The following is a 26,233-nucleotide window of genomic DNA, read 5'->3' on the forward strand; positions in this document are numbered from 1 at the left end:
CATGTGAGACCAGGGTGTGAGAAGGTCCGGCGCCGAGGGTCACTGCGAAAGTGCCTGGCCCGACACGCAGCGATCACGCACCAGGGGCCGGCCTCGCAGTTCCCCGAGCCCCTGGCGTGTGCCACCAGGGCGTGTGCCTTGGCAGCCTGCCACCTAGAGGCCCGCGGAGCCTCGGGTGCGGAGGGTCTGGGTGTACTGCTGGAGGGCCCAGAGTTCGCCCTGGACGGCGGTGAGTTGCTCCGGGGTGCCCCGGTTGCCCAGGCGTTGGAGTTGGGCGCGGACCTCGGCGATCCGCCGGTCGACGGCCTGGAGCCGGAGCTTGACCAGGAACTCGCCCGCGTAGACGGCGTCGGGGGCCCGCCGGGTGCGGATCGGTTCGACGGTCAGCTCGGTGACCAGGGAACGGACCTGGTCGTCGGGACAGGCCTCCCGGACCACCGAGGTGAAGTCCGGCAGGGTGGCCCCGTACGCGGCGCCGCCGGCCTGCCGGATGGCCCGGCGGACGGCGGTGTACGGCGGGGTGGGGAACTCCTCGTCGCCGTAGTTGTCGAAGGCAGGGCTGACCAGGTCGGGGTGCTGGAGGGCGAGCTTGAGCAGCTCGCGTTCGACGAACTGGGCCGGGTCCTTGGGGTCCAGGCGGAACAGCGGGCGGACCGTCGCCGTCGGCTCGGGAGCGCCGGGGCGGCGCGCCTGCTGACGCTGCTGCGGGGGGTTGTCGCGCTGCCAGCGGGCCAGTTGGGAGATCCGGCGGACCACGAACTGCTCGTCCAGGATGCCGAGCAGACCGGCCAGCTGGACGGCGTACTCGTGCTGGATCGAGCGGTCCTTGATCTTTGTGATGATCTTCGACGCCTCCTCCAGCGCCGCCGCCCGGCCCTCGGCGGTGTCCACCCGGTGCCGCTCGACGGCCGAGCGGAGCGCGAACTCGAAGAGCGGGACGGGGTTCTCGATCAGCTCACGGACCGCGTCGTCGCCCTTGGCGAGCCGCAGCTCGCACGGGTCCATCCCGCCCGGGGTGATCGCGATGGAGGTGCGGGCAGCAAACTTCTGGTCGTCCTCGAAGGCCCGCAGGGCGGCCTTCTGCCCGGCGGCGTCGCCGTCGAAGGTGAAGACCGTCTCGCCCCGGTACTGGGAGGTGTCCATCAGCAGCCGGCGGATGATCTTGATGTGGTCCTCGCCGAAGGAGGTACCGCAGGTGGCCACCGCGCTGGTGACGCCCGCCAGGTGACAGGCCATCACATCGGTGTAGCCCTCGACCACCACCGCCCGGCCGGACTTGGCGATCTCCTTCTTCGCCAGGTCGAGGCCGTACAGCACGTTGGACTTCTTGTAGATCGGCGTCTCGGGGGTGTTCAGGTACTTCGGCCCGTTGTCGTCCTCGCGCAGCCGGCGGGCGCCGAAGCCGATCACCTCGCCGGTGGTGTCCCGGATCGGCCAGACCAGCCGGCCCCGGAAGCGGTCGATCAGGCCGCCGCGCTGGCCCTGCGAGGCCAGGCCACCGAGCAGGATCTCCTTGTCCGAGAATCCCTTGCCGCGCAGGTAGCGGACCAGGTGCTCCCAGCCCACCGGGGCGTAGCCGACCCCGAAGTGCTTGGCCGCCTCGGCGTCGAAGCCGCGCTCGGCCAGGAAACTGCGGCCGATCTCGGCCTCGGGCGTCTCGAGCTGCTCCTGGTACCAGTCGGCGGCCACCTTGTGGGCCTCGACCAGCCTGGTCCGCTCGCCCTTCTGGTGCCGGGGCGAGTAGCCGCCCTCCTCGTACCGCAGGGTGATGCCCGCCTGGGCGGCCATCCGCTCGACGGCCTCGGCGAACGAGAAGTGCTCGATCTTCATCAGGAAGGTGATCGAGTCGCCGCTCTCACCGCAGCCGAAGCAGTGGAAGACACCCTTGCTCGGGTGCACGTAGAACGAGGCGGACTTCTCGTCGTGGAACGGGCAGACGCCCTTGAGCTGGATCCCGCCCCCGTTGGTCAGCTGGACGTAGTCGTTGACGACAGCGTCGATCGGCAGTGCGTTACGCACCGCTTGTACATCTTCGTCCCTGATCCGCCCGGCCACCTCGGAAGTCTACGGCCCCGGCGTGACAAGCCGGCCGTGCAGAGCGAGCGCGGAGGCGTCGGTGAGGGTGGCGATCTGGTCGATCACCGCGCGCAGCGCGGCCCGGTCGTCCTCCGCCTCCTCGTACAGCGCGGCGAACACCGGGTCGAGCCCGTACGGCGCGGTGCGGGTCAGCGTCTCGGCCAGCTCGGCGATCACGATCCGCTGGCGGGAGCGGAGCTGGGCCTGCTCGTCGCGCTGCATCACGTAGCGGACCGCGACGGCCTTGAGCACCGCGCACTCGATCCGCACCTCGGCCGGGACGACCAGCTCGGCGGCGTACCGGGTGAGCGGGCCGGGGCCGTAGCGGGCCCGGGTGGCCTGCTCGGCGGACAGGCAGAACCGGCCGATCAGCTTGCTGGTGAGATCCTTCAGCCCGGCCCGGGCGCGGGCCGAGCCGTCGTACGCCCGGGGCCACCACTCCTCGGCCTGCAGGCGGTCGAGCGCAGCGCCGAACTCCTCCGGCTCGGCCTCGGCGTACCGCTCGGCGATCTTGAACAGCTCGGCGCGCTCCTCGGCGGCGCGCAGCGCGGCCAGGTCGATGTGACCGGCCTGGATGCCGTCCTCGACGTCGTGAGTGGAGTACGCCACATCGTCGGACCAGTCCATCACGGTGGCCTCGAAGCACTTCCGGTCGGCGGGCGCACCGGTGCGCAGCCAGCGGAAGACCGGGAGGTCGTCGCCGTAGACCCCGTACTTGGTGGAGCCCGGGTCGGTCGGGTGCGAGCCGCGCGGCCACGGGTACTTGGTGGCGGAGTCGAGGGCGGCCCGGGTGAGGTTGAGGCCGACGCTGCGGCCCGGCCAGGGGGCCAGCCGGGCCGGCTCCTCGTCGAGCGGGGCGAAGCGCTTGGGCTCCAGGCGGGTCAGGATGCGGAGCGACTGGGCGTTGCCCTCGAAGCCGCCGCAGGACTCGGCGGCCTGGTCGAGCGCCTCCTCGCCGGTGTGGCCGAACGGCGGGTGGCCGATGTCGTGCGCGAGGCAGCCGGTCTCCACCAGGTCGGGGTCGCAGCCGAGGGCGGCGCCCAACTCCCGGCCCACCTGGGCGCATTCGAGGGAGTGGGTGAGGCGGGTGCGGGGGAAGTCACTGCGCATCGGGGCCACCACCTGGGTGGTGCCGGCCAGTCGGCGGAGCGCGGCGGAGTGCAGCACGCGGGCGCGGTCACGCTGGAACGCCGTCCGGCCGGGCCGCTTGTCGGGCTCGGGCACCCAGCGGGCTTCGGCGGCGGGGTCGTACGTGGTGTCGTTCATATACGAGCACCGTACGCCGGGGTGGGGACATTCTGGAGGAGGTGCGAGGTACAGGTCAGAGAACAGTGCCTGACCTTTGCTCTCAGTGTGACGCTACAAGGGTCGGCGTCGCCCCGCGGCAGAGCCGCACATGAGCAGGGCCCCGAGCCCCTGTGGTGTACCGGTCGAGGATCAAGTTGACGATGAGTGGGTGCGCGCCCAGGGGGGTGGCCGTGATCCACGGGCCTGCGGCGGCGGCGAGGCGGGCGAAGTCGCCCGGGGCGGTGAAGTAGGAGGCGACGGCGACCCTGCGGTGGCCCTCGGCGGTGAGCCCGGCGACCGCCTCGGCCACCGAGCGGCCGCCGGTGACGGCGCCGGTGCGGACCGGGACGCCGAGGCGGGTGGCGAGCAGGGCGGCCTGGGTCTCGGTGTCCACGGCGGCGTCCGGGTCGCGGGATCCTGCGGCGGCGAGCACCACGGCGTCGCCGTCGGGGCCCCAGCCCGCTTCGAGCAGGCGGCCGTGCAGGACGTCGGTGAGCAGCGGGTCGGGCCCGAGCGGCGGGGCGATCAGCCCGGTCACCTGGGGTGCGGCGGCCAGCAGCGCGGGCAGGTCGACCTTGACGTGGTAGCCCCGGCTGAGCAGCAGGGGCACCAGGACGGCCGGGCCGCTCAGGCCGTCGAGGACGTCCGGGAGCAGGGGGGCGTTCAGGCCCAAGTGGGCGAGTCGTACGTCGAGTTCGGGGCGGGTGGCGCGGAGCAGGGCGAGCAGGCGGTGGATCTCGGCCGACGTCTCCGGGTCCCGCGAGCCGTGCGCGACCAGGACCAGGGCGGGGCGGCGGCGGGCGTGCAGCACCCGCACGGTGGAGGTCGTCGTCATGCGGACCAGCCTGCCGGTGGGCTGTTTCGGCCCCGTTGCCCGACCGTCACCGTTGATGAACCCGTCCTCACAGCGGTGCGGACCGCCCGCGAGAGGGCCGTGAACAGCAGTTGTAACCGGGCGGCCGCCGACCGGAAACAGCCTCGTAGCAGGCTGGCGGCCATGAGCGAGACTGCCACCGACACGCACTGCCCGTACTGCGCCCTGCAGTGCGGAATGGGCCTGCGCCGCACCGGGGGCGCGGTGCCGGTGGAGGTGGTGGAACGGCCTGGCTTCCCGGTCAACCTCGGCGCGCTGTGCGGCAAGGGGTCGAACGCCGCAGCGGTGCTCGCGCCCGGTGCCCGGCTGACCACGCCGCTGGTGCGGGTGGACGGCGAGCTGCGGCCGGCGGGCTGGGGCGAGGCACTGGACCGGATCGCCACCGAGCTGTCGGCCACCGCCGCCGCGCACGGACGGGACGCCGTGGGTGTGTTCGGCGGTGGCGGACTGACCAACGAGAAGGCGTATCTGCTGGGCAAGTTCGCCCGGGTGGTGCTCGGCACCTCGACCATCGACTACAACGGCCGGTTCTGCATGTCCTCGGCGGCGGCCGGCGGGATCAGGGCCTTCGGCCTGGACCGGGGGCTGCCGTTCCCGGTGGCGGACATCCCGAAGGCGGGCTGCGTGATCCTGGTCGGCGGGAACCCGGCCGAGACGATGCCGCCGTTCGTCCGCTACCTGCGCGAACTCCACGACAACGGCGGCACGTTGATCGTGGTCGACCCGCGCCGGACCAGGACCGCCGAGCTGGCCGACCTGCACCTGGCGCCGCGCCCCGGCACCGACCTGGCGCTGGCGCTGGGCCTGCTGCACCTGGTGGTCGCGGACGGCCGCACCGACGAGGCGTTCATCGCGGAGCGGACCACCGGCTGGCCCGAGACCCGGGCGGCGGCGATGGCGCACTGGCCCGAGCACGTGGAGTCGGTGACCGGCGTACCGCTGCCCCAACTGCGGGAAGCTGCCGGGATGTTCTGCGCTGCCACGAGCGCGATGGTGCTCACCGCGCGCGGGCCCGAGCAGCAGTCCAAGGGCACCGACACGGTGAGCGCCTGGATCAACCTCTGCCTGGCCACCGGCAACGCGGGCCGCCCGTACGCGGGTTACGGCTGCCTGACCGGCCAGGGCAACGGCCAGGGCGGCCGGGAGCACGGCCAGAAGGCCGACCAGCTGCCCGGCTACCGGAAGTTGGACGACCCGGCGGCCCGCGCACACGTCGCGGCGGTCTGGGGCGTGCACCCCGACAGCCTGCCGGGTCCTGGCCCGAGCGCGTACGAGCTGCTGGACTCGCTCGGCACAGCGGTCCGTTCGCTGCTGCTGATGGGCTCCAACCCGGTGGTCTCCGCGCCGCGGTCGACGCACATCACCGAGCGGCTGCGCTCGCTGGACTTCCTGGCGGTCTGCGACGTGGTGCTCTCCGAGACCGCCGCGCTGGCTGACGTGGTGCTGCCGGTCACCCAGTGGGCCGAGGAGACCGGCACCCTGACCAACCTGGAGGGCCGGGTCATCCTGCGCCGGAAGGCAGTTGACGCACCGCCGGGCGTCCGCAGCGACCTCGAGGTGCTGCACGGTCTGGCCGGGCGGCTGGGCCACGGCGAGGGTTTCGACACCGACGCCGAGAAGGTCTTCGACGAGCTGCGGCGGGCCTCCAGCGGCGGCCCGGCCGACTACGCGGGCATCAGCTACCGGCGGATCGCCGAGCAGGACGGGGTGTTCTGGCCCTGCCCGGACGGCGACCACCCGGGCACCCCCCGGCTGTTCCTGGACCGGTTCGCCCACCCGGACGGCCGGGCCAGGTTCACCCCGGTCCAGCACCGCCCGGCGGCCGAGGAGCCGGACGCCGAGTACCCGGTGCGGCTGACCACCGGCCGGGTGCTGGCCCAGTACCAGTCCGGCGCCCAGACCCGCCGGGTCGAGGCCCTGAACTCCGCCGCACCGGGCGCCTTCGTCGAGCTGCACCCGCAGCTCGCCGAGCGCCTCGGCGTGGCGGACGGGGACCGGGTCGCGGTGGTGAGCCGACGCGGACGGACCGTCACCCCCGCCCGGCTGACCACCGCGATCCGCCCCGACACCGTCTTCATGCCGTTCCACTGGCCCGGCGAGGCCAACGCCAACGTGCACACCAACCCGGCCCTCGACCCGACCTCCCGGATGCCGGAGTTCAAGGTCTGCGCGGTCCGGCTGGAGGCCGTCACCTAGACCACGGTCAGCACGAGCTTGCCCGAGGTCCGGCCGCTGTCCAGCAACTCGTGGGCCTTGGAGGCGAGTTCGAGCGGCAGTACGGTGTCCAGCACCGGCCGTAGCTGCCCGGCATCGACCAGCGCGGCCAGCTCCCGCAGGCCGGTCTGGTCCGCCTCGACCGCCATGAAGGCGGCCCGCTTGCCCAGCGGGCGAGCCTGCTCGGCCAGGTAGGCCTCGGCGGGGGAGGCGAGCGAGACCAGGAAGCCGCCCTCGCGGAGCAACCGCAGCGAGCGCGGCCCGTACTCGCCGCCGATGGTGTCGATCACCACGTCCACCGGGTCGGTCGCGGTCTCGAAGTCGGTCTCGGTGTAGTCGATCAGCTCGTCCGCGCCGAGCCCGCGCAGGAAGTCGTGCTTGGCCGCCCGGGCGGTGCCGATCACGTACGCCCCGCGTGCCTTGGCGATCTGCACCGCGACATGGCCGACCCCGCCGGCGGCGGCGTGGATCAGCACCCGCTGCCCGGGCTGCACGTCGGCGGTGTCCACCAGCGCCTGCCAGGCGGTCATCCCGACCAGCGGAAGGGCCGCCGCCTCCGTGTGGTCGAGCCCGGCAGGCTTGCGCAGCAGGTGCCGGGCCGGTGAAGTGACGTACTCGGCGTACGTCCCGGCAGCCACCGGATGGCGCGGCATGCCGAACACCTCGTCACCCGGCGCCAACGTGGTCACACCGAGGCCGACCGCCTCGACCACGCCGGAGACGTCCCAGCCCAGCCGGACCAGCTTGCCCCCCAGCCCACCGCTCCCCCGGTGCCACGAGTCGGTCGGGTTGACCCCGGCCGCGTGCACCCGCACCAGCACCTCGGCGGGGGCCGGCTCCGGGCGCTCCACCTCGACGATCTTCAGTACCTCGGGGCCGCCGAACTCGTCCTGGCCGATCGCACGCATCGTCATCTCCCTTGTCCCCGGCGGCCGGTCCGGCTGCCTGACGACAAGATTTCCGCATCGGGAGGGACCCAACGAGTGGCAAGAATGCCGAGATGTGCAAGGATCTTGCCATGCATCGCGTCGTGGTCCTGGCCCTCGAAGGCGTCTACCCCTTCGAACTGAGCATCCCGGTACGCATCTTCGGCACCGCCGAGGACCCCGACGGCAAGCCGCTGTACGAGGTGCTCACCTGCAGCCTGGACGGCGGCCCGGTGACCACCTCCGCCGACTTCACCGTCACCGTGCCGCACGGCGCCGAGGTGCTGCGGACCGCCGACACCGTGGTCGTCCCCCCGTTCGCCTGCGGCCCGGACGGCCTCCGGGACTGGCTGCCCGACGACCTGGCGGCAGCACTCGCCCTGCTGCCGCCGCAGGCCCGGATCGTCTCGATCTGCACCGCCTCGTACGTGCTCGCCGCCGCCGGGCTGCTGGACGGCCGCCGGGCCACCACGCACTGGACCGAGGCCGAGCACTTCCAGCGCACCTTCCCGCAGATCGAGGTGGACGCCGACGTGCTGTTCGTCGACGACGGCCTGGTCCTGACGGCGGCGGGGGTCGGCGCCGGGGTCGACCTCTGCCTGCACCTGGTCCGGCGCGACCACGGCAGTGAGATCGCCAACCGGGTGGCCCGGCTCTGCGTGGTGCCGCCGTGGCGCGAGGGCGGGCAGGCCCAGTACATCGAGCGGCCGCTGCCCGAGCCCGCCGCCGCGTCCACCGCCGCCACCCGGGTCTGGGCGCTGGAGCAGCTGCACCGACCGCTGCCGCTGGCCGAGTTGGCCGGGCACGCCCGGATGAGTGTGCGCACCTTCTGCCGCCGGTTCGGCGAGGAGGTCGGTATGCCGCCAGGACAGTGGCTGACCCAGCGGCGGGTGGACCGAGCCCGCCGTCTACTGGAGACCACCGACCTGCCGGTCGACCAGGTCGCCGCCGAGGCGGGCTTCGGCACCGCCGTCTCGCTCCGCCAGCACCTGACCGGCACCGTCGGCGTCTCACCTTCCGCCTACCGCACCGCGTTCCGCACCCGCACGGACGTCTAGGCATGTTGTCCGCGGACAACACGCCCTCGGCCGCGCGGGTTGAACAGAACGGACAATCAGCTAAATTTCGCACATCTCGGTCGTGTCGCGGGTTCTGACGACACCTCAGGGGTTAACTCCCCCACATGACCGTACAAAGCCCGTCCGACGACCGGGACAAGGTCGTCACCAGACTCCCCCCGCAGCTCCGGCGCGAGCTGAAGCTCCGCGCCGCCATCGCCGGCGTCGCCATCCAGGACGCCGTCACCGAAGGCATCCTGGCGTGGCGTCAGGCCGGCGGCCCGCTCACCACCGTCGACACCGCACGCGGCGCCTCGTTCTCCACGTACGTCCCCTCCGGCCTGTACCGGAGCTTCCGGGCGGACTGCTCCGAGCGCGGCATCCAGTACACCCAGGGGCTGGCCCAGTCGATCCGGCTCTGGCTGGACAGCCACCCCCTCCCCCAGCGCCGACGCGCCTCCGCCGGCCCCCGCCGGATCGCCCTGGGCAACCAGAAGGGCGGCGTGGGCAAGACCGCGCTGGCCGCCGGCATCGCCGCCGCCCTGGCCGAGACGGGCTTCCGGGTCTGCCTCGTCGACTTCGACCCGCAGGGCCACCTGACCAGGCAGCTCGGCCACGCGCACGTCCCCATCAAGGGCTGCAGCCTCACCAAGGTGATGGTCGGGGAAGGCGAGCACGACCTGCGCACCATCCTGATCCGGATCGAGGGCCCGGGGCTCGGCGACCGGCTGCACCTCCTGCCGGCCTGCACCGACGGCTTCCTGCTCGACGCCAAGCTCGTCACCTCCCGCGAGGTACGGGTCAAGGAGACCGCGCTCGAGAAGGCCCTCGCCGAGCTGGAGAAGGACTTCGACTTCGTCATCGTCGACTGCCCGCCCAGCCTCGGCTACGCCATGGACACCGCCCTCTACTACGTCCGCACCCGCGAGGCGGAGGACCGGGCCGACTCCGGGATCATCATCCCCGTCCAGGCGGAGGACTCCTCGGCCGACGCCTACGAGCTGCTCCGCGAGCAGATCGACTCGCTCTGCGACGACCTCGACATCGACATCGCCGACCTCGGCTTCATCGTCAACCTCTTCGACTCCCGCAAGGGCTTCGTCGTCAAGTCCGCCCTCGAGGGCTGGGAGTCGATCGGCACGCCGCCCGTCCTCGCCGTCGTCCCGGACCTCAAGGACCAGCGCGAGGCCGTCCGGATGAAGCTCCCGCTGCTCACCCACGCACCCGACAGTGAGCAGGCCGAACTCATGCGCACCATCGCCCGGAGGATCGCCCCGTGACCAGAGCAGCCGACCGCCTCGGCACAGGCGCCTTCGGCAGCCTCGGCCCCCGCGCGGAACGTACGGCCCGCAGCGAGCGGGGCCAGGCCAAGGCCGTCACCGAGGGCCTCATCCCCGCCTACGAGCTGCGCCGCCTCGATCTGGCGAAGGTCGTACCGGCCGCCAAGAACCCCCGGCTCGACTTCGGCAGCCACGAGTCCCAGCTCGCCCTCGGGAACAGCCTCGCCAAGCGGCAGCTGACCGCCTGCGTGGCGGTCACCCGGGAGGCCTACCTCCGGCTCTGGCCGCACGTCGCCGCGCAGCTGGGCGACGCCGAGTTCGTCATCCTGAACGGCGAGCGCCGGTACCGGGCCGCCCTGCTGGTGGGTCTGGCGCAGCTCGACTTCGTCGTCCGGGACGACCTCGCCACCACCCGCGCGGACTTCGTCGACAACCTGCTGCTGGAGAACGAGGACCGCGAGGACTTCAACGTCATCGAGCGGGCCCGGGGCGTCAAGCACCTGCTGGACGAGTGCGAGGGCAACGCCGCCGAGGTGGCCCGCCGCCGGGGCCGGGACCGCTCCTGGGTCGGCAACCAGATCGCGCTGCTCACCCTCCCCGACGAGATCCAGCTGATGCTGGTCAACGGGACGATGGCCGAGCGGTACGCCCGTCGGCTGGCTCGGGCCGTCAAGGAGGACGGCTCCCTGACGGCCCGTGAGCTGCTGGACCTCGAAGCGCAGATCAAGGGCGGCGAGAAGGCCAAGCGCGAGCAGGACCGCGCCCTGCTCGGCCTCGCCAAGGGGCAGGTGTTGTCCGCGGACAACACCGCCGTCCCCCGCCAGGGCAGCAGCCCCGCCGCACCTGACGGACCATCGGCCGCCGAGCTGGTGGCCGCGCTCGGTGCCACGCCGGCCGAGCAGGCCGCGACCCTCCGCCAGGGGCTGGACGGCGAGGCGTTGGCCGCCCTGCTCGAGGCGCTCTGCGCCTCGGCCTGACGGCCCGCTTGGTCAGACCTGCGAGCGGCGGCGCGAGGCCACCACCGTGCCGGCGCCCAGCAGGACGGCTGCGCCGCCGATGCCGGCGAGCTGCGCGAGCGGGGTGGTCGGGCCGGTGGCGGCCAGCGAGTCGACCGTGGCCTGGCCGTCCGTGGTGGTGACCGTGGTCGAAGTGGTCGTCGTGCCGGCGGTAACGGAGGCGGGGACCACGGTGGTGCCCGAGTTGTCCTGCGCGGCCTTGGCAGCAGCCTCGGCAGCCGCCTTCTCAGCCGCCTTCTCAGCCGCCTGGTCCTTGGCGCGGGCCGTGAACTGACCCTCCTTCAGGAAGGCCCGGACATCCTCGATGCTGCCGGACAGCGCGGCACCGGCGGCCTTCCGCACCTCCGGGCCACCGACAGACATGATCTGGCTGAGCAGGAGCCGGTCGTCGTCCTCCGCGGCCCTCTTCAGCCCCACCTTGAGGAACTGCTCGACGCCTGCGGCACTACCCGCGAGCGCCTTCTGCGCACCCTCACGCACACCCCGCCCGCTGCTCGGGTCGTCGAGGAGCCGCTGCACCTCGGCGCGGTTCTCGTCCTCGGTGCGGGCCGCGTACTGACCGACGGTCAGGAAGGCGCGGAACGTGGCGATGTCGTCCGACTCGAACGCGACGACGGCCGCCTTGTAGACGACCGGGCCGCCCACGCTCATGATCCGCGAGATCGCGACCCGCGCGTCGTCCCGGCGGATCCGGTCCACCTCTGCCGTGAGGAAGTGCGCCCGGTCCGCCGGGGTTCCGGCGAGAGCCGCCGCCGCATGCTCCCGGAGGTAGGCGCTCGGGGCGGTGACCAGGTAGTCGTTCGGGTAGACGAGCAGCCGCTCGATCGCTGCCCGGTTCTCCTCGTCCGCCTTCGCCTCGGCCGGGTCGGTCTGCTCCTGCCCCGCCGGGGTGGTGTCAGCGAACGCCGGGGTGGCGGCCATGACGACGGGCGCGGCAGCGGTGGCAAGGAAAACGGCAGCGGCAAGCGAACGACGAATCTTCAACGGTCCCCCGGGTTCTGCATGTGAATGAGCCCGCATCGCGACTTCACAGCGATCGGCGACGTGATCGTACAGCGACGAAACCCGATGGCGAACACATTTTCGCCACGTGCCAATGCTTCGACCACAGGGGGCTCACATCCACCCACCCCGCCGTTTGAGGTCGAAGTTCCGCCCGCGAAACAGCGCGGCCCCGGCCGGGTAACACCCCCGGATCATGCTCGTCGGCATGACAGCAACCGATTCCCGAGTGGTCGTGGTCGGCGGCGGGATGGCCGGCCACCGACTCGCCCAGCAGCTCGCGCTGCACGGCGGGCGCGAGGTGCTGCTGCTCGCCGAGGAGGAGCACCGCCCGTACAACAGGGTGCTGCTCGCCGAGGTGCTGGCCGGGCGGTACGCGCCGGAGATCGCCGAGCTGGCCGCGCTGCCGCCGACGGTCGAGCGGCGCCGGGCCCGGGTGGTGCGGATCGACCGCGAGCAGCGCCGGGTGCTGTGCGACGACGGCGCGGAGCTCGGGTACGGCGACCTGGTGCTGGCCACCGGGAGCAACCCGGTGCTGCCCCCGCTGCGCGGCCTGTTCGACGACTCCCTGGCCGGCCGCGAACGCCACGAACTGCCCGCCGGGGTCCACGCGTTCCGCACCATGGCGGACTGCGCCGACATCGACGCCCGGCTGCCCGAGGTGCGGCAGGCCGTGGTGGTCGGCGGTGGGCTGCTCGGGGTGAGCGCCGCCCGGGCGCTGGCCGCCCGCGGCATCCCGGTGGTGCTGGCCCACCAGGGCGAGCACCTGATGGAGCGTCACCTCGACCCGGAGGCGGCCGAGCTGCTCCGGGCCCATCTGACCGAGCTGGGCGTCGAGGTGCACACCGAGTGCCGGGCCCGCTCGGTGCTCACCACCGACCGGGCCGTCACCGGGGTCGAACTGGCCGACGGCTTCCGGCTGGACGCCGACCTGCTGGTGATCGCGGTCGGCGTCCGCCCCCGGACCGGCCTGGCCCAGGCCGCCGGTCTCGCCGTCCGCCGGGGTGTGCTGGTCGACGACCTGCTGCGCACCGACGACCCGCACATCCACGCGCTCGGTGACTGCGCCGAGCACGGCGGCACCGTCTACGGCCTGGCCGGGCCCGCCTTCGAGCAGGCCGACGTGCTGGCCCAGGTACTCACCGGCCGTCCGGCCGTCTACCGGGGCAGCCGGCTGCTCACCCGGCTGACCCTGGCCGCCACCCCCGACCGGGGCCCGCTGGACATCGCCGCTTTCGGCGTCACCAGCCCCAGCCCTGAGGACCGGGTGGTCCGCCTCGCCGACGCCGGCCGGGGCAGCTACCGCAAGGTGATCGTCCGCCGGGACGAGAACGGCGACCGGCTGGTCGGCGGCGTCCTGCTCGGCGACCTCGACACCGTCGGGCAGCTCGCCCACACCTGGGAGGGCGACGAGGCCCTCTCCGCCCACCCGCTCCACCTGCTCACCACCCGGAGCACACCCCCCGGAAGGCCCTCCAGATGAACGCCAGCCCGATGACCACCACCAAGCCCACCGTCGTCCTGGTCGGCTACGGCATGGTCGGCCACCGCTTCCTGGAAGCCCTGGCCGACACCGGCACCGCCGACCGCTTCCGCGTCGTCGTGCTCGCCGAGGAGCCCCGTCCGGCGTACGACCGGGTCGCGCTGACCTCGTACTTCTCCGGGAAGACCCCGGAGGACCTGCTGCTCGGCGAGCCCGGCTTCCTGGACACCCACGGCTTCGAGCTGCACCTGAACTCGCCGGTCGCCGAGATCGACCGGACCGGACGGACCGTCACCACCGCCGCCGGGCACACCGTGGCGTACGACACCCTGGTGCTGGCCACCGGCTCCTACCCGTTCGTCCCGCCGGTCGACGGCCGGGAGGCGGACGGCTGCTTCGTCTACCGCACCATCGAGGACCTGCACGCCATCGAGGCGTACGCGGCGGGCCGCAAGGTCGGCGCGGTGGTCGGCGGCGGACTGCTCGGCCTGGAGGCGGCCGGTGCGCTCAAGGGTCTCGGCCTGGAGACCCATGTGGTCGAGTTCGCCCCGCGCCTGATGCCCGTCCAGGTGGACGAGGGCGGCGGCGAGGCGCTGCGCCGCACCATCGAGGAGATGGGCGTCACGGTGCACACCGGGGTCGGCACCAACGCGATCGTGGTCACCGACGGCGCCGCCACCGGGATGACCTTCACCGACGGCGAGCGGATCGACACCGACCTGGTGGTCTTCTCGGCCGGCGTCCGCCCGCGCGACCAGCTGGCCAGGGACTGCGGCCTGACGGTCGGTGAGCGCGGCGGCATCGCCGTGGACGCGCTCTGCAAGACCTCCGATGACGCGGTCTACGCGATCGGCGAGTGCGCCCTGGCGGTGGACGGCCGGGTCTACGGCCTGGTCGCCCCCGGCTACGAGATGGCCGCCACCGTCGCGCACCAGCTGGCCGGGCAGGCCGCCAAGGAGTTCACCGGCGCCGACCTCTCCACCAAGCTCAAGCTGCTCGGGGTCGACGTGGCCAGCTTCGGCGACGCCTTCGGCACCACCCCGGGCGCGCTCGACGTGGTCTACTCCGACTCCCGCTCCGGCATCTACAAGAAGCTGGTGGTCACCCCCGAGGGCGCGCTGCTCGGCGGCATCCTGATCGGCGACGCGGAGGCGTACTCCTCGCTCCGCCCGCTGACCGGCACCGGCACCCCGCTGCCCGTCCCGGCCGAGTCCCTGGTGCTCCCCGCCGGTCTCGGCGCACCGGTCTCGCTCGGCAGCTCGGCGCTGCCCGACGACGCGGTGGTCTGCAACTGTCACAACGTCACCAAGGGCGCCGTCCGGGCGGCGGTGACGGACCACCGGTGCGGCACCGTGCCCGAGGTGAAGAAGTGCACCAAGGCGGGCACCGGCTGCGGCTCCTGCCTCAAGCTGCTCTCCACCATCGTCACCGACGAGCTGGAGGCCAGTGGCGTCGAGGTCGACAAGGGCCTCTGCCCCTGCTTCGCGCACACCCGGGCCGAGCTGTACGAGATCGTCCGGGTGAAGCGGATCGCGACGCACCGTCAGCTGCTGGCCGAGCACGGCCGCCTCAGCGGTGAGGGCTGCGAGGTCTGCAAGCCCACCGTCGGCTCGATCATCGCCTCGCTGGCCCCCGAGCTGCCCGCCTCCGGGCACATCCTGGACGGCGAGCAGGCCGCGCTCCAGGACACCAACGACCACTTCCTGGCCAACATCCAGAAGAACGGCTCCTACTCGGTCGTCCCGCGCATCCCCGGCGGCGAGATCACCCCCGAGAAGCTGATCGTGATCGGCGAGGTGGCCCGGGACTTCGGGCTCTACACCAAGATCACCGGCGGCCAGCGGATCGACCTGTTCGGCGCCGCCGTCGACCAGCTGCCGCTGATCTGGTCCCGGCTGGTGGCGGCCGGCTTCGAGTCGGGACACGCGTACGGGAAGTCCCTGCGCACCGTCAAGTCCTGTGTCGGGTCCACCTGGTGCCGCTACGGCGTGCAGGACTCGGTGGCGATGGCGATCCACCTGGAGCTCCGCTACCGGGGCCTGCGCTCGCCGCACAAGCTCAAGTCGGCGGTCTCCGGCTGCGCCCGGGAGTGCGCCGAGGCCCGGGGCAAGGACTTCGGCGTGATCGCCACCTCGAACGGCTGGAACCTCTACGTCGGCGGCAACGGCGGTGCCACCCCCCGGCACGCCGACCTGCTGGCCCAGGACCTCACCGACCAGGAGCTGATCCGGCTGATCGACCGCTTCCTGATGTTCTACATCCGCACCGCCGACCGGCTGGAGCGCACCTCCGCCTGGCTGGAGCGGATCGACGGCGGCCTGGAGCACGTCCGGCAGGTGGTGGTCGAGGACAGCCTCGGCATCGCCGCCGACCTGGAGGCCCTGATGGACCGTCACGTGGACGACTACCAGGACGAGTGGGCCGCCACCCTGGCCGACCAGGACCGGCTGCAGCGCTTCGTCTCCTTCGTCAACGCCCCCGGTGTGCCGGACCCGAGCATCCGGTTCACCCCCGAGCGCGACCAGGTCAAGCCCGACCTCGGCGTGCTGGCCACCGCCGAGGACCTGCTCGCCACCCTCTCCGCCGACCTCCTGGAGATCCGATGACCACCGTCACCGCCACCGCCCGGGTCGAACTCCGGACCCCCGAGGGCTGGGTCGCGGTCTGCGACCGGACCCGCCTGACCCCGGGCCGGGGAGTCGCCGTGCTGCTCCCGGACGGCAGCCAGGCCGCCGTCTTCACCGACCGGCAGGGCGGCCTCTACGCGGTCGCCAACCGGGACCCGTTCACCGGCGCGTACGTGCTCTCCCGGGGCCTGCTCGGCTCCACCCCCGAGGGCCGGGTGTACATCGCCTCCCCGCTGCTCAAGCAGCGTTTCGACCTCAGCACCGGCGAGTGCCTGGACGACCCGGCGGTCAGCATCGCCGTCCACTCCGCCCGGCTGGGCTGACCGACCCCGCTACCCCGGTGGCCGTGGACAACGCCCTGATCCACGGCCACCGGCCCTACCTCACCGCCGCCAGTACCGCCGCCGCCATCCCGCGCTGACCCGCCGCGTTCGGGTGCACCGGGGCCAGCCCGGCCGCCGGGAACGGCGGCTCGATCCACCGGGTGTCCGCCGCCGCGCACATGTCGTGCCCCGCCACCACGGTGTCCACGTACCGGGCACCGGCCGCCGCCGCCCGCCGCTTCAGCTCCGCGTTCAGCTCCTCGGCCTTCCCGGCCAGGTAGCCGAGGTCGGCGGCCGCGATCCTGACCCCGAGCGCCTTGGTGCAGCTCGCCGCGTCGGTGGGGAACAGCGCCGGGTAGCCGACCACGAAGACCTTCGCGGCCGGGGCCCGCCGCTGCGTCTCGGCCAGCACCGCGCCGAGCTTCTCCCCCGCCGTGCCGATCCGCCGGGTCACCTGGTCCGTCCCGTCGGCCGACTCGAAGGTCTTCCGGCAGCCCGCCCCGGTCAGCCCGGCCATCGCACAGCGGCTCAGCACGTCCAGGAAGCCGACGTCGTTGCCGCCGATCCCAAGGGTCACCAGCTTCGTCCCGGCCGACAGCGCGTCCAGCTGCGGCCGGTTGGCGCCGCCACCGGACAGCTTCTGAGCCCCCGTCAGATCGGCCGTGGTGGCCGAGCTGCAGCTGACGTCGGTGAACTCGGCCACCCCCAGCTGCTCGGCCACCAACGCCGGGTAGTTGACCGCCGACCGCCCGCACCCGGCCGGTTCACCGGTCTGCGGCGCGATCCCCAGGCCCGAGGTGTACGAATCCCCCAGCGCCACGTACGGGCCCCGGGGCGGCGTAGCCGGGGTGGCCTCGGTCGCGGTCGCGGTGCAGCCGGTCAGCAGGGCCAGGCCCAGCAGACCGGTGAGAACCTTCCGCACTACTCCGCGCCGCGCTCGTGCTCGGCCAGGAACTCCTCGAAGCGGCGCCCGAGTTCGTCCGCCGACGGCAGGTCGCTGCTCTCCGCGAGCAGGCTCTCCCGGTCCTCGGACCCGGCCACCGCGTCGTACTGGCTCTCCATCCCCCGGATCGCCGAGCTCAGCTCGCCGTCACCCTGGGCCAGCTGCTCCTCGATGTCCGCGTACACCTCGCCGACCCGGTCGCGCAGCTCGGTGCCGGGCAGCACCAGGCCGCTGGCGGACTGCACCGCCTCCAGGATCAGCACGGCGGCGGCGGGGTACGGCGAGCGGGCCACGTAGTGCGGCACGTGCACCGCGAAGCCCAGCACGTCGTGGCCGGACTCGGCGAGCCGGTACTCCAGCAGCGCCTGCGCACTACCGGGCACCTGGGCCTGGTCGAACCACTTCGGGTAGCCCGCGGCCAGGTCCAGCCGGGTGCCGTGCGGGGTGAGGCCGACCGGGCGGGTGTGCGGCACGCCCATCGGGATGCCGTGGAAGTCGACCGCGAGGCGCACCTCGAAGCGGTTCACCAACTCCTGTACGGCGGCGGCGAACAGCTCCCACTCGGTGTCCGGCTCCGGGCCTGTGATCAGCAGGAACGGGGTGCCGACCGCGTCCTCGACCAGCTGGAGCAGGATCTCCGGCGGGTCGTACGAGGTCCAGCGCTCGCGGTCGAAGGTCATCGCGGGGCGCCGGGCCCGGTAGTCCACCAGGCGGTCGTGGTCGAAGCGGGCGACCACCTGCGGGGAGCCCTGCTCCAGCAGGTGGGTGACCACCTGACCGCCGGCCTCACCGGCGTCCATGAAGCCCTCGAAGTGGTAGAGCAGCACCAGCCCTGCGGCGTCCGGACCGGCCTCGGCCTTCGCGGCGGCCAACGCGTCCACGCCCTGCTGCTCCAGCCGGTACAGCTCCTTGGCATCACGCACCGCGCACCCAACCCCGTCCGTCTAGTCGTTCGTCTCGTCGCTCAGTCCAGCGCGCCCCGGAGCGTCGGCATTCCCACTCTGCCGGGCCGCCGGTGTACGCGTGTGGCGAACGTCCGAGAATCATCGCATCCCCCCACGAAACCGCAGGTGAGGGCCCTGTCGAGGAGCGCGGGGCAGCGGTGACGGCGCGGGCCCCGGGGCCGCGCGCCACGGATGACGCGCCGTGAAGTGACGCACCGCCTTCGGACGGGTATCGTCCTCTCGCTGCCTCGCATCGCCGCGTCGTCGTCACGTCGTTCGTCACGCCGTCGTCACGTCCCGGCCCGGTGCGGTCAGCCACCCCCACATCGCACCTTGCCTTCACCTGGCCGCCTGTTTCTCTTCGCGCTCTCTTAGCTCTCTCGGCCATCTCGCGGACGCACACTGTCCCCTCGCTCATCCCTCGCCGGACCGGCCCCGTGGTTCCGTGTCCGTTCCGGCATCGCGCTGCCCGACTCCGGGCTGTCGCCGTCCCTCCGTACCGCCGGGCGTCTCCGGCGTACGCCGAGACCGGTGGCAGGCCCCCGGAGCGGGGCGAACGTCCCCTGCCCGAGTGCCGCTCCACGGTTCCCGGGCTCCTACGACAGCCGAAGGACCGAAGGTTCCGTGCCCGTACCCGTCACCCTCATCGGCCGCACCGTGCGGCTGGAGCCTCTCGCCGAGCACCACGCCGAGGCCCTCGCCGACGCCGGCGCCGAGGACCGTACGACCTACGCCTTCACGCCCGTCCCGCACGGCCTCGAAGCCGCCCGGGACTACATCGGGCGGGCGCTCGCCGACCAGGCCGTCGGACGGTCACTGCCGTTCGCCACGGTGGCGGTGGCGGACAACCGGGTGGTGGGCTCCACCCGGTTCCTGGAACTCGACTACTGGCAGGGCCCGGTGGTCTGGCCGCCGACCCCCGGTGTGCCGTACGGCGACCCGCAGAGCGCGGTGCCGGACGCGGCCGAGATCGGCGCCACCTGGCTGTCCGCCCGGGCCCAGGGCACCGGGATCAACACCGAGGCCAAGCTGCTGATGCTCCGGTACGCCTTCGAGCAGTGGCAGGTGCGCCGGATCTCGCTCCGGGCCGACGCCCGTAACCTGCGCTCGCGGGCCGCGATCGAACGGCTCGGTGCCACCTCCGAGGGCGTCCGCCGGGCCCACTCGCGCGGCCTGGACGGGGTGGTCAGGTCGACCGCCTTCTACTCGATCCTGGACGAGGAGTGGCCCGCGGTCCGCGACATCGTCGAGCTGCGGATCGCGGCCGCCAACTCGCCGAGCGCCCCGGACCGGGCCATCCCGCAGGAGTGCCTCAGACACGGTTCGCCGCTGATCACCGCCTAGCTTTTCGGAGCCGTCCGCCGACGGGCCAGCTCCCGGGTCTTCTCCGGGAGTTCGGCCACGTCCACCAGCTTCGGCAGCAGCGCGGGCTCGGTGGTCAGCGCCCGGAAGGTCTCGGCGACGGTCAGGTCGTGGGCCGGCCGGTACTCGACGGTGATCTGGTCCCCGGCCCGGATCACGCCGGGCTCCAGCACCCGCAGATAAGCCCCGGGCAGCGCCCGCTGGGTGAACCGCTTCACCCAGCCCTGCTCGGCCAGCCAGTCGGCGAAGGTCGAGCAGGGCACCCGGGGCACCGTCACCTCCAGCAGCACCTGCTCCCCGACCCGCCAGCGCTCCCCGATCAGCGCGTCGTCCACCGCGATCCCCCGGGTCGTCAGGTTCTCCCCGAAGCACCCGTCGGACAGCTCCCGCCCGAGCTCCTGCTCCCACTCGTCGAGCGCCTCCCTGGCATACGCGTACACCGCCTGCAGCTCACCCCCGTGGTGCGCGGTGTCGAAGATCGCGTCCCCGGCCAGCCCCGACCCGGCCTCCCCCGGAGCCCGCACCTCCACTGCCCGATCGGTCGGCCGCTTGTCGATTCCGGTGCTCCCGGTCTCCGGCTTGGCCGGGTTCGGGCGCGGGTGGGCAAGGTTGACGGAGCGCAGATGTCCCATACTCCGCAGCGTACGGCGGCCCTCGGCCCACCCGCAGCCCGATTTACCGCACTCCCGCCGTCCCGGGTGCGGCGGTGGCCCAGGCGGGCAGCGGTTCGGTGGCGGCCAGCCAGGCGGCCGGGATCCCGGCGCTGCCGGTGTGCGCGGCCACGATGCCGCCGACGATGGCGGCCGTGGTGTCCACGTCGCCGCCGGCCGAGACGGTCTCCCAGAGGGCCGCCTCGAAGTCGGCCAAGTTCCGGGCCGCTGCCCAGAGGGCGAACGGCACGGTGTCGGCGGCGCTGGTCCGGCTGCCGTTGCCGAGCACGTACGCGGCGGTGCGGTAGTCGGGCTCCCCCAGCAGCGCAATCGCCTCGCCGATCCCGGCACGCACCGCCCCGGGCGGGGTCAACGCCCTCACATCCGTCAGAAACCGTGCGGGGGTGGTCGGTTCGGTCCTGGCCCGGACCGCGTACGCGGCGGCCACCGCGACGGCGACCGCCCCGGCCACACCCTGCGGATGGGTGTGGGTGATCACGGCGCTGACCGTGGCGGGCCCGACCACGGCGGCCGGGTCGGCGGCGAAGGCCGCGCCGAGCGGGGCCACCCGCATCGCGGCGCCGTTGCCGAACGAGCCCTGCCCGTCGAACAGTCCGGCGGCCAGCGCCCGGGCGTCACCGCCCTCCCGGATCAGCCGGAGCAGCCGGTTGGCCGCCGGGCCGTAGCCCCGGTCGAAGTCGTGCCGCCGGGCGAAGGAGTACGTGAGCTCGGAGCTGTCCAGCGCCCCGCGCTCGGTCCAGCAGGCGTAGACCGAGCAGGCCATCTCGGTGTCGTCGGTCCACGGCCACGGTGCGGGCGGGAGCTGACGGTTGATCAGGTGCGGGCGGTTGGCGGGGACGAAGAACTGGGCGCCGAAGGCGTCGCCGACAGAGAGGCCCTGGAGGGCCTGGTAGGAGGGAGTCATTGCCCCCGATCCTGCCAGGCCCCGGGCTCAGCGGCCGAGGAATTCCCGGACGGCGCCGACGAAGCCGGCCGACTCGCCGACCCAGGGGAAGTGGCCGATCGCGGGGAGTACCGAGGACTCGCCGGCCGGGAAGGCGGCGGCGATCCGGGCCGCGAAGGCCGGGTTCGGGCTGCCGTCGTACCCGCCCGCCAGCACCAGGACCGGCGCGGTCAGGGCGGCCAGCGCGGCCCGGGTGGCTTCGGGGTCGAAGGCGCCCTCCGCGTAGTAGCGACCGCCGAGTTCGGGGTGCGCCTGGGTGGCGCGCTGGGCGACGTGGTCCTGTTCGGCGCTGCCCCAGCGGCCGTAGATCAGCGGGGCGAACGCCTCGAAGTCGAACACCCCCTGCCGGGTGGCCGCCAGCGCCGCCAGCGCGGCGGGGTGCCACGGCTCACCGGCCGTCAGCTCGGCGGCCTCGGCCCGGTCGTCCGGCCCCTCCGCGAGCCCGAGTGCGCCCGCCGCCGGGGTGACCAGCAGCAGCCGGCTCACCCGGGCCGGGTAGCGGGCGGCGTACAGCACGGCCAGGTCGGCCGCAGCGGAGTGCGCGAGCAGGTCGAAGGCGTCCAGGCCGAGGTGCTCGCGCAGCGCCTCGACGTCCTCGACCTGCCGGTCACAGCGGTAGCTCTCCGGATCGGCCGGCACGGCGGATTCGCCGGTACCGCGCAGGTCGAGGCGGATCAGCGTGCGGTGGGTGTCGAGCCCGCCGAGGTCGCCGAAGTACGCGGAGTCGCGCATCGGGCCGCCGGGCAGGCAGACCAGGGGCGCACCGTGCCCGGACTGGTGGTACGTCAGAACGGTGCCGTCGGCGGCGGAGAGAGTAGGCATCCGTAGATCATCTCCGCACCGCGCCGCCGGGACAACTGGCAGACCGTCAGCCTGACGACCCACCGGCTGCCGCGGCGGCACTGGCCAGTTGCTGGAGCGCGGCCAGGTGCCCGGCCAGCGCGCCCCGGCCCGCCCGGGTGGCGGCCAGCCAGGTACGGGGCCGCTTGCCCACGTACCCCTTCTTGACCTTGATGTAGCCGAGCTCCTCCAGGGTGGCGGCGGTCTTGCTCAGCACCGAGTCGGAGACCTGGCAGTAGTCCCGGACCGCGCCGAACTCGGCCTCCTGGCACCCGCTCAGGAAGGCCAGCACCGTCAGCCGGGTGGGGTGGTGCAGATTCGGGTCGAGGCCGGTCACCGGCCCTCCTCTCCCAGCTCGCGGCGGATCTGCCAGTTGACCCGGAGCATCGCCAGCCAGAACGCCCCACCGGCGGTGGCGCCCGCCACCAGGCCGACCGGCAGCATCGGCAGCCCGCCCCACCAGCCCAGGCCGCCGACCGCCAGATAGGCCGCGGCGATCACCAGCACGGTGACCACCGCCAGCTTGGCGACACCCGGCCTCGGCCGCTGGGCCACCCCGCTGGACCGGGCGGCGATCGCGGCCAGCATCCCGATCAGCGGGGCCGCCATCGCGCAGCCGACGATCCGCAGCCACTCCACCTCGAACTGGATCGCGGCCCCGACGAGCACCCCCTGCACCAGGAAGACGGCACCGATCCCCGGCCCGTACCAGTCGGGCAGCGGTATCGGCCGCTCGGCGGCGGCGGTGGCCCGGCCGGCCAGTGCGAGTGCTTCGGCGGGCGTGAGCGGCTCATCCATGGAAATCCCCCTCGGATCGGCAAGTGGTTCCATAGTGACATCTACTTTCCTAGTTGGAAAGTAGTTTCTCAGCACCGCCCGTCGATCTCCTCGAAGGTGTCGTAGTGGTCCGCCGTCCAGTACTGCTCCCCCGCCGACCCGGTGACCACCCGGCGGGCGCCCCGGGKCGGCGAGCCCGGGGTGACCACGGTGTACTCGTGGTAGTAGTCGCCCTTCATCCGGGGCAACCGCCCCTCCCGGTTCTCGAAGACGATCCCGTCCGAGCGGTAGGGGTACGGGCCGCCCTTGGCGACCAGCGCGAGGGTGTCCCTGGCCTGCACCGGCAGCTTGGTCCGGCAGACGTCGGCGTACGCGGCGCTGCTCGGCACCCAGCCGGCGCTCGCGGGGGCATCGGCCTGCTGACCACCGCCGCAGCCGAACAGCCCGAGGGCCGGCAACAGGACGGCGAGGAGACGGAGACGGCGGTTCATCCGCCCAGCTTGCCGCCCGGCCCCGCCGCGCAGAGGACAAAACGCCGCTGGGGCAGGTACGGACGCCATTGTCCGTACCGGGATCAGCGCGAATCGCTGCCCGCGGCTTCGAGGGCGGCGCGGCCTGCCTCCAGGCGCGCCACCGGAATCCGGAAGGGGGAGCAGGACACGTAGTCCAGGCCCACCTCGTGGAAGAAGTGCACCGACTCCGGGTCGCCGCCGTGCTCGCCGCAGACGCCGAGCTTGAGGTCGGGGCGGGTGGCCCGGCCGGCCTCGACGGCGTGCTTGACCAGCGCGCCGACGCCGTCCCGGTCGATGGTCTCGAACGGGCTGACCCCGAAGATGCCCTTCTCCAGGTAGGCCGTGAAGAAGGAGGCCTCCACGTCGTCCCGGGAGAAGCCCCAGACGGTCTGGGTCAGGTCGTTGGTGCCGAACGAGAAGAACTCGGCGGCCTCGGCGATCTGACCCGCGGTCAGCGCGGCGCGGGGCAGCTCGATCATCGTGCCCAGCTTGATGTCCAGCGCAACCCCGGTGGAGGAGACCACCTCGGCGAGTACTCGCTCGCACTCGTCCCGGACCAGCTCCAGCTCCTGCACGGTGCCGACCAGCGGGATCATCACCTCGGGACGCGGGTCGCCGCCGGCCAGCTTGCGCTCGGCGGCCGCCTCCGCGATCGCCCGGACCTGCATCCCGAACAGACCGGGGATGACCAGGCCGAGCCGGACGCCGCGCAGACCCAGCATCGGGTTCTGCTCGTGCAGCTTGTGCACCGCCTGGAGCAGCCGCAGGTCGTTCTCGTTCGGGTCCTTGCGGGCCTCGGCGAGGGCGACCCGGACCGACAGCTCGGTGATGTCCGGGAGGAACTCGTGCAGCGGCGGGTCCAGCAGACGCACCGTCACCGGGAGCCCGTCCATCGACTGGAACAGCTCCAGGAAGTCACCCTTCTGCAGCGGCATCAGGGTGGAGAGCGCGAGCTCCCGGTCCTTGTCGTTGTCCGCCAGGATCAGGTGCTCGACCTCCTTGCGGCGCTCCTCACCGAGGAACATGTGCTCGGTGCGGCAGAGGCCGATGCCCTGCGCGCCGTACCGGCGGGCGCGGTTGGCGTCCTCGGCGTTGTCGGCGTTGGCGCGGACCGCGAGCCGGCGGCGGACGTCGGCGTGCGACATCAGCCGGTGCACGGCCTGCACCAGGCCGCCCTGGACGTCGGCGCCCGCGTGCAGGGTGCCCTCGAAGTACTCCACCACCGGGGACGGCAGCACCGGCACCTCACCGAGGTAGACCCGGCCGTTCGCCCCGTCGATCGAGACGATGTCGCCCTCCTCGATCACCAGACCGTCGGAGGTGGTCATCCGGCGGCGCTTGGTGTCGACCTCGAGTTCCTCGGCACCGCAGACACAGGTCTTGCCCATGCCACGGGCCACCACGGCCGCGTGCGAGGTCTTGCCACCGCGCGAGGTGAGGATGCCCTCGGCCGCGATCATGCCCTCGAGGTCGTCCGGGTTGGTCTCCCGGCGGACCAGGATCACCTTCTCGCCGGAGCGGGACCACTTGACGGCGGTGTAGGAGTCGAAGACCACCTTGCCGACCGCCGCGCCGGGCGAGGCGGCGATGCCCCAGCCGACCTGCTTGGACTCGGCGTTCGGGGCGAAGCGCGGGAACATCAGCTGCGAGAGCTGACCACCCGTCACCCGGTGCAGCGCCTCGTCCAGGTCGATCAGGCCCTGGTCGACCAGCTGGACGGCGATCCGGAACGCGGCGGCGGCGGTGCGCTTGCCGATCCGGGTCTGCAGCATCCAGAGCTTGCCGCGCTCGATGGTGAACTCAATGTCGCACAGGTCGCGGTAGTGCAGTTCGAGCTTCTGCATGATCGCCATCAGCTCGTCGTACGACTTCTTGTCGAGCTGCTCCAGGTCGGCCAGCTGGAGGGTGTTGCGGATACCCGCCACCACGTCCTCGCCCTGGGCGTTGGAGAGGTAGTCGCCGTAGACGCCGACCGCACCGGTGGAGGGGTCGCGGGTGAACGCGACACCGGTGCCGGAGTCCTCGCCGAGGTTGCCGAAGACCATCGAGCAGACGTTGACCGCCGTGCCCAGGTCGTTCGGGATGCGCTCCTGGCGGCGGTAGAGCCGGGCCCGGTCGCCGTTCCAGGAGTGGAAGACGGCGTGGATCGCCAGGTCCATCTGCTCGCGCGGCTCCTGCGGGAACGCGCGGCCGGTCTCCCGGAGCACGATGCCCTTGAAGGTCTCCACCAGCACCTTGAGGTCCTCGGCCGTCAGGTCGAGGTCGTTCTCGGTGCCCTTGGCCTGCTTGGCCTCGTCCAGCGCCTCCTCGAACAGCTCACCGTCGACGCCGAGCACGGTCTTGCCGAACATCTGGACCAGCCGGCGGTACGAGTCCCAGGCGAACCGCTCGTTGCCGGACTGCGCGACCAGGCCGAGCACCGAGGTGTCGGAGAGGCCGATGTTCAGGACGGTGTCCATCATGCCGGGCATGGAGAACTTGGCCCCGGAGCGGACCGAGACCAGCAGCGGGTCGTCGCCCTGGCCGAGCTGCTTGCCCATCTCGGCTTCGAGGGACTCCAGGTGGCTGCTGATCTCCCGGTGCAGCGATGAGGGCTCGCTGCCGGTCTCCAGGAAGACCTTGCAGGCCTCGGTGGTGATGGTGAACCCCGGAGGGACCGGGAGACCGAGGTTGGTCATCTCGGCGAGGTTGGCACCCTTGCCACCAAGAAGGTCCTTGAGGTCCTTGTTTCCTTCGGTGAAGGAGTAAACAAACTTCTGCTCGGACGGCACGGGTCGTCTCCTCGCACACGGTTGCCCTGACGCCGGAGAACATACCCATTTCGAAGGCGCCGCCGCGCCCCCAACAGGCCCTATATGCCTAGGGGTGGCGGCCGACCCGACAGATCTAATGCCCGTCCAGGCGTTCACCTCTGTTGTTGAAATCGTCCGGCTGACGCTAGCAATGCTTCAAGTCTTGAACACAACGAAACGCCAAGATCACACGAACCGGACGGAGAGTAGCGGCAGATCGACTGCCGTGTTGCCCCGGCTTGATTTCCTGCAGCCAGTCCGGCGGTTCGGTGCTCGGGCCCTT

The 26,233-nt window shown here is 72.6% G+C and carries 22 protein-coding genes; 8 read left to right on the top strand and 14 right to left on the bottom strand.

What is annotated here, in order from left to right:
* Nucleotides 1-153: 153 nt before the first annotated feature.
* From dnaG to ACXJMZ_RS10805, 3 genes are all read right to left on the bottom strand, one after another.
* Nucleotides 154-2,055, bottom strand: coding sequence for a DNA primase (gene dnaG / locus ACXJMZ_RS10795; protein ID WP_457029780.1), 1,902 nt, complete (start codon nucleotides 2,053-2,055; stop codon nucleotides 154-156).
* A 9-nt stretch (nucleotides 2,056-2,064) separates the two neighbouring features.
* Nucleotides 2,065-3,342 (bottom strand): deoxyguanosinetriphosphate triphosphohydrolase, encoded by a 1,278-nt coding sequence (locus ACXJMZ_RS10800; protein ID WP_457029781.1) that lies wholly within the window; start codon nucleotides 3,340-3,342, stop codon nucleotides 2,065-2,067.
* Nucleotides 3,343-3,424: 82 nt separating this feature from the next.
* Nucleotides 3,425-4,198: a sirohydrochlorin chelatase gene (locus tag ACXJMZ_RS10805; protein WP_457029782.1), complete on the bottom strand. Its 774-nt coding sequence runs from the start codon at nucleotides 4,196-4,198 to the stop codon at nucleotides 3,425-3,427.
* Nucleotides 4,199-4,360: 162 nt separating this feature from the next.
* Here ACXJMZ_RS10805 and ACXJMZ_RS10810 point away from each other — a divergent pair, with 162 nt between their 5' ends.
* On the top strand, nucleotides 4,361-6,433 hold the full coding sequence (locus tag ACXJMZ_RS10810; RefSeq protein ID WP_457029783.1) for a molybdopterin oxidoreductase family protein: 2,073 nt from the start codon (nucleotides 4,361-4,363) through the stop codon (nucleotides 6,431-6,433).
* Here ACXJMZ_RS10810 and ACXJMZ_RS10815 read toward each other — a convergent pair.
* A complete protein-coding gene (locus tag ACXJMZ_RS10815; protein ID WP_457029784.1) occupies nucleotides 6,430-7,365 on the bottom strand; it encodes an NADP-dependent oxidoreductase in 936 nt (311 codons plus the stop codon). The two genes, ACXJMZ_RS10810 and ACXJMZ_RS10815, sit on opposite strands and share 4 nt — an antisense overlap.
* A gap of 104 nt (nucleotides 7,366-7,469) precedes the next feature.
* Here ACXJMZ_RS10815 and ACXJMZ_RS10820 point away from each other — a divergent pair, with 104 nt between their 5' ends.
* The 3 genes from ACXJMZ_RS10820 (at nucleotide 7,470) to ACXJMZ_RS10830 (ending at nucleotide 10,692) form a co-directional block, all read left to right on the top strand.
* Nucleotides 7,470-8,435: a GlxA family transcriptional regulator gene (locus ACXJMZ_RS10820; protein ID WP_457029785.1), complete on the top strand. Its 966-nt coding sequence runs from the start codon at nucleotides 7,470-7,472 to the stop codon at nucleotides 8,433-8,435.
* A 125-nt stretch (nucleotides 8,436-8,560) separates the two neighbouring features.
* Nucleotides 8,561-9,715: a ParA family protein gene (locus ACXJMZ_RS10825; protein ID WP_457029786.1), complete on the top strand. Its 1,155-nt coding sequence runs from the start codon at nucleotides 8,561-8,563 to the stop codon at nucleotides 9,713-9,715.
* Nucleotides 9,712-10,692: a ParB/RepB/Spo0J family partition protein gene (locus tag ACXJMZ_RS10830; protein ID WP_457029787.1), complete on the top strand. Its 981-nt coding sequence runs from the start codon at nucleotides 9,712-9,714 to the stop codon at nucleotides 10,690-10,692. Before ACXJMZ_RS10825 ends, ACXJMZ_RS10830 begins: the two co-directional genes overlap by 4 nt.
* Nucleotides 10,693-10,704: 12 nt before the next feature.
* Here ACXJMZ_RS10830 and ACXJMZ_RS10835 read toward each other — a convergent pair whose 3' ends face one another.
* Nucleotides 10,705-11,652, bottom strand: coding sequence for an ALF repeat-containing protein (locus ACXJMZ_RS10835; protein WP_457029788.1), 948 nt, complete (start codon nucleotides 11,650-11,652; stop codon nucleotides 10,705-10,707).
* A 289-nt stretch (nucleotides 11,653-11,941) separates the two neighbouring features.
* Between ACXJMZ_RS10835 and ACXJMZ_RS10840 the strand changes: the two genes are divergently transcribed.
* Genes ACXJMZ_RS10840 through nirD form a run of 3 tightly spaced genes read left to right on the top strand, consistent with a single transcriptional unit; the run spans nucleotide 11,942 to nucleotide 16,166 of the window.
* Nucleotides 11,942-13,216 carry an NAD(P)/FAD-dependent oxidoreductase gene (locus ACXJMZ_RS10840; protein ID WP_457029789.1) on the top strand — a complete coding sequence of 425 codons (1,275 nt, stop codon included), beginning with the start codon at nucleotides 11,942-11,944 and terminating at the stop codon, nucleotides 13,214-13,216.
* The gene (gene nirB, locus ACXJMZ_RS10845) at nucleotides 13,213-15,822 is read left to right on the top strand and encodes a nitrite reductase large subunit NirB (protein ID WP_457029790.1); all 2,610 of its coding nucleotides are present in this window, start codon (nucleotides 13,213-13,215) and stop codon (nucleotides 15,820-15,822) included. The genes ACXJMZ_RS10840 and nirB overlap by 4 nt, the downstream gene beginning before the upstream one ends.
* Nucleotides 15,819-16,166: a nitrite reductase small subunit NirD gene (gene nirD, locus ACXJMZ_RS10850; protein ID WP_457029791.1), complete on the top strand. Its 348-nt coding sequence runs from the start codon at nucleotides 15,819-15,821 to the stop codon at nucleotides 16,164-16,166. The genes nirB and nirD overlap by 4 nt, the downstream gene beginning before the upstream one ends.
* A gap of 55 nt (nucleotides 16,167-16,221) precedes the next feature.
* On the opposite strand, the gene ACXJMZ_RS10855 is transcribed toward nirD, so the two are convergent.
* Nucleotides 16,222-17,088, bottom strand: coding sequence for an SGNH/GDSL hydrolase family protein (locus tag ACXJMZ_RS10855; RefSeq protein ID WP_457029792.1), 867 nt, complete (start codon nucleotides 17,086-17,088; stop codon nucleotides 16,222-16,224).
* Nucleotides 17,088-18,032, bottom strand: a complete 945-nt coding sequence (locus tag ACXJMZ_RS10860; protein WP_457029793.1) for a proteasome assembly chaperone family protein — start codon at nucleotides 18,030-18,032, stop codon at nucleotides 17,088-17,090. The genes ACXJMZ_RS10855 and ACXJMZ_RS10860 overlap by 1 nt, the downstream gene beginning before the upstream one ends.
* A 645-nt stretch (nucleotides 18,033-18,677) precedes the next feature.
* Between ACXJMZ_RS10860 and ACXJMZ_RS10865 the strand changes: the two genes are divergently transcribed.
* Nucleotides 18,678-19,397, top strand: a complete 720-nt coding sequence (locus ACXJMZ_RS10865) for a GNAT family N-acetyltransferase (protein WP_457029794.1) — start codon at nucleotides 18,678-18,680, stop codon at nucleotides 19,395-19,397.
* Here ACXJMZ_RS10865 and ACXJMZ_RS10870 read toward each other — a convergent pair.
* From ACXJMZ_RS10870 to ppdK, 7 genes are all read right to left on the bottom strand, one after another.
* Nucleotides 19,394-20,047 carry an MOSC domain-containing protein gene (locus tag ACXJMZ_RS10870; protein ID WP_457029795.1) on the bottom strand — a complete coding sequence of 218 codons (654 nt, stop codon included), beginning with the start codon at nucleotides 20,045-20,047 and terminating at the stop codon, nucleotides 19,394-19,396. The two genes, ACXJMZ_RS10865 and ACXJMZ_RS10870, sit on opposite strands and share 4 nt — an antisense overlap.
* A 43-nt stretch (nucleotides 20,048-20,090) precedes the next feature.
* The gene (locus ACXJMZ_RS10875) at nucleotides 20,091-20,990 is read right to left on the bottom strand and encodes an ADP-ribosylglycohydrolase family protein (protein WP_457029796.1); all 900 of its coding nucleotides are present in this window, start codon (nucleotides 20,988-20,990) and stop codon (nucleotides 20,091-20,093) included.
* A gap of 27 nt (nucleotides 20,991-21,017) precedes the next feature.
* Nucleotides 21,018-21,851: an alpha/beta fold hydrolase gene (locus ACXJMZ_RS10880; protein WP_457029797.1), complete on the bottom strand. Its 834-nt coding sequence runs from the start codon at nucleotides 21,849-21,851 to the stop codon at nucleotides 21,018-21,020.
* 46 nt (nucleotides 21,852-21,897) lie between these two features.
* Entirely contained in the window at nucleotides 21,898-22,206 is a 309-nt protein-coding gene (locus tag ACXJMZ_RS10885) for a transcriptional regulator (RefSeq protein WP_457029798.1), read from the bottom strand.
* Nucleotides 22,203-22,667: a hypothetical protein gene (locus tag ACXJMZ_RS10890; protein WP_457029799.1), complete on the bottom strand. Its 465-nt coding sequence runs from the start codon at nucleotides 22,665-22,667 to the stop codon at nucleotides 22,203-22,205. The genes ACXJMZ_RS10885 and ACXJMZ_RS10890 overlap by 4 nt, the downstream gene beginning before the upstream one ends.
* 68 nt (nucleotides 22,668-22,735) lie before the next feature.
* On the bottom strand, nucleotides 22,736-23,137 hold the full coding sequence (locus ACXJMZ_RS10895) for a ribonuclease domain-containing protein (protein WP_457029800.1): 402 nt from the start codon (nucleotides 23,135-23,137) through the stop codon (nucleotides 22,736-22,738).
* An 83-nt stretch (nucleotides 23,138-23,220) separates the two neighbouring features.
* Nucleotides 23,221-25,929, bottom strand: a complete 2,709-nt coding sequence (ppdK, locus tag ACXJMZ_RS10900) for a pyruvate, phosphate dikinase (RefSeq protein ID WP_457029801.1) — start codon at nucleotides 25,927-25,929, stop codon at nucleotides 23,221-23,223.
* Between the last annotated feature and the right edge of the window lie 304 nt (nucleotides 25,930-26,233).

This window comes from Kitasatospora sp. P5_F3 (genome assembly GCF_054049135.1).

What these genes read in the sequence shown, in the direction of transcription:
- ACXJMZ_RS10815 (WP_457029784.1), bottom strand. Translation starts at nt 7,365, where the DNA reads ATGACGATGCGTGCGATCGGCCAGGACGAGTTCGGCGGCCCCGAGGTA.
- ACXJMZ_RS10890 (WP_457029799.1), bottom strand. Translation starts at nt 22,667, where the DNA reads ATGGATGAGCCGCTCACGCCCGCCGAAGCACTCGCACTGGCCGGCCGG.
- nirB (WP_457029790.1), top strand. Translation starts at nt 13,213, where the DNA reads ATGAACGCCAGCCCGATGACCACCACCAAGCCCACCGTCGTCCTGGTC.
- ACXJMZ_RS10875 (WP_457029796.1), bottom strand. Translation starts at nt 20,990, where the DNA reads ATGACTCCCTCCTACCAGGCCCTCCAGGGCCTCTCTGTCGGCGACGCC.
- ACXJMZ_RS10800 (WP_457029781.1), bottom strand. Translation starts at nt 3,342, where the DNA reads ATGAACGACACCACGTACGACCCCGCCGCCGAAGCCCGCTGGGTGCCC.
- ACXJMZ_RS10835 (WP_457029788.1), bottom strand. Translation starts at nt 11,652, where the DNA reads ATGGCCGCCACCCCGGCGTTCGCTGACACCACCCCGGCGGGGCAGGAG.
- nirD (WP_457029791.1), top strand. Translation starts at nt 15,819, where the DNA reads ATGACCACCGTCACCGCCACCGCCCGGGTCGAACTCCGGACCCCCGAG.
- ACXJMZ_RS10825 (WP_457029786.1), top strand. Translation starts at nt 8,561, where the DNA reads ATGACCGTACAAAGCCCGTCCGACGACCGGGACAAGGTCGTCACCAGA.
- ACXJMZ_RS10805 (WP_457029782.1), bottom strand. Translation starts at nt 4,198, where the DNA reads ATGACGACGACCTCCACCGTGCGGGTGCTGCACGCCCGCCGCCGCCCC.
- ACXJMZ_RS10840 (WP_457029789.1), top strand. Translation starts at nt 11,942, where the DNA reads ATGACAGCAACCGATTCCCGAGTGGTCGTGGTCGGCGGCGGGATGGCC.
- ACXJMZ_RS10880 (WP_457029797.1), bottom strand. Translation starts at nt 21,851, where the DNA reads ATGCCTACTCTCTCCGCCGCCGACGGCACCGTTCTGACGTACCACCAG.
- ACXJMZ_RS10870 (WP_457029795.1), bottom strand. Translation starts at nt 20,047, where the DNA reads ATGGGACATCTGCGCTCCGTCAACCTTGCCCACCCGCGCCCGAACCCG.
- ACXJMZ_RS10810 (WP_457029783.1), top strand. Translation starts at nt 4,361, where the DNA reads ATGAGCGAGACTGCCACCGACACGCACTGCCCGTACTGCGCCCTGCAG.
- ACXJMZ_RS10820 (WP_457029785.1), top strand. Translation starts at nt 7,470, where the DNA reads ATGCATCGCGTCGTGGTCCTGGCCCTCGAAGGCGTCTACCCCTTCGAA.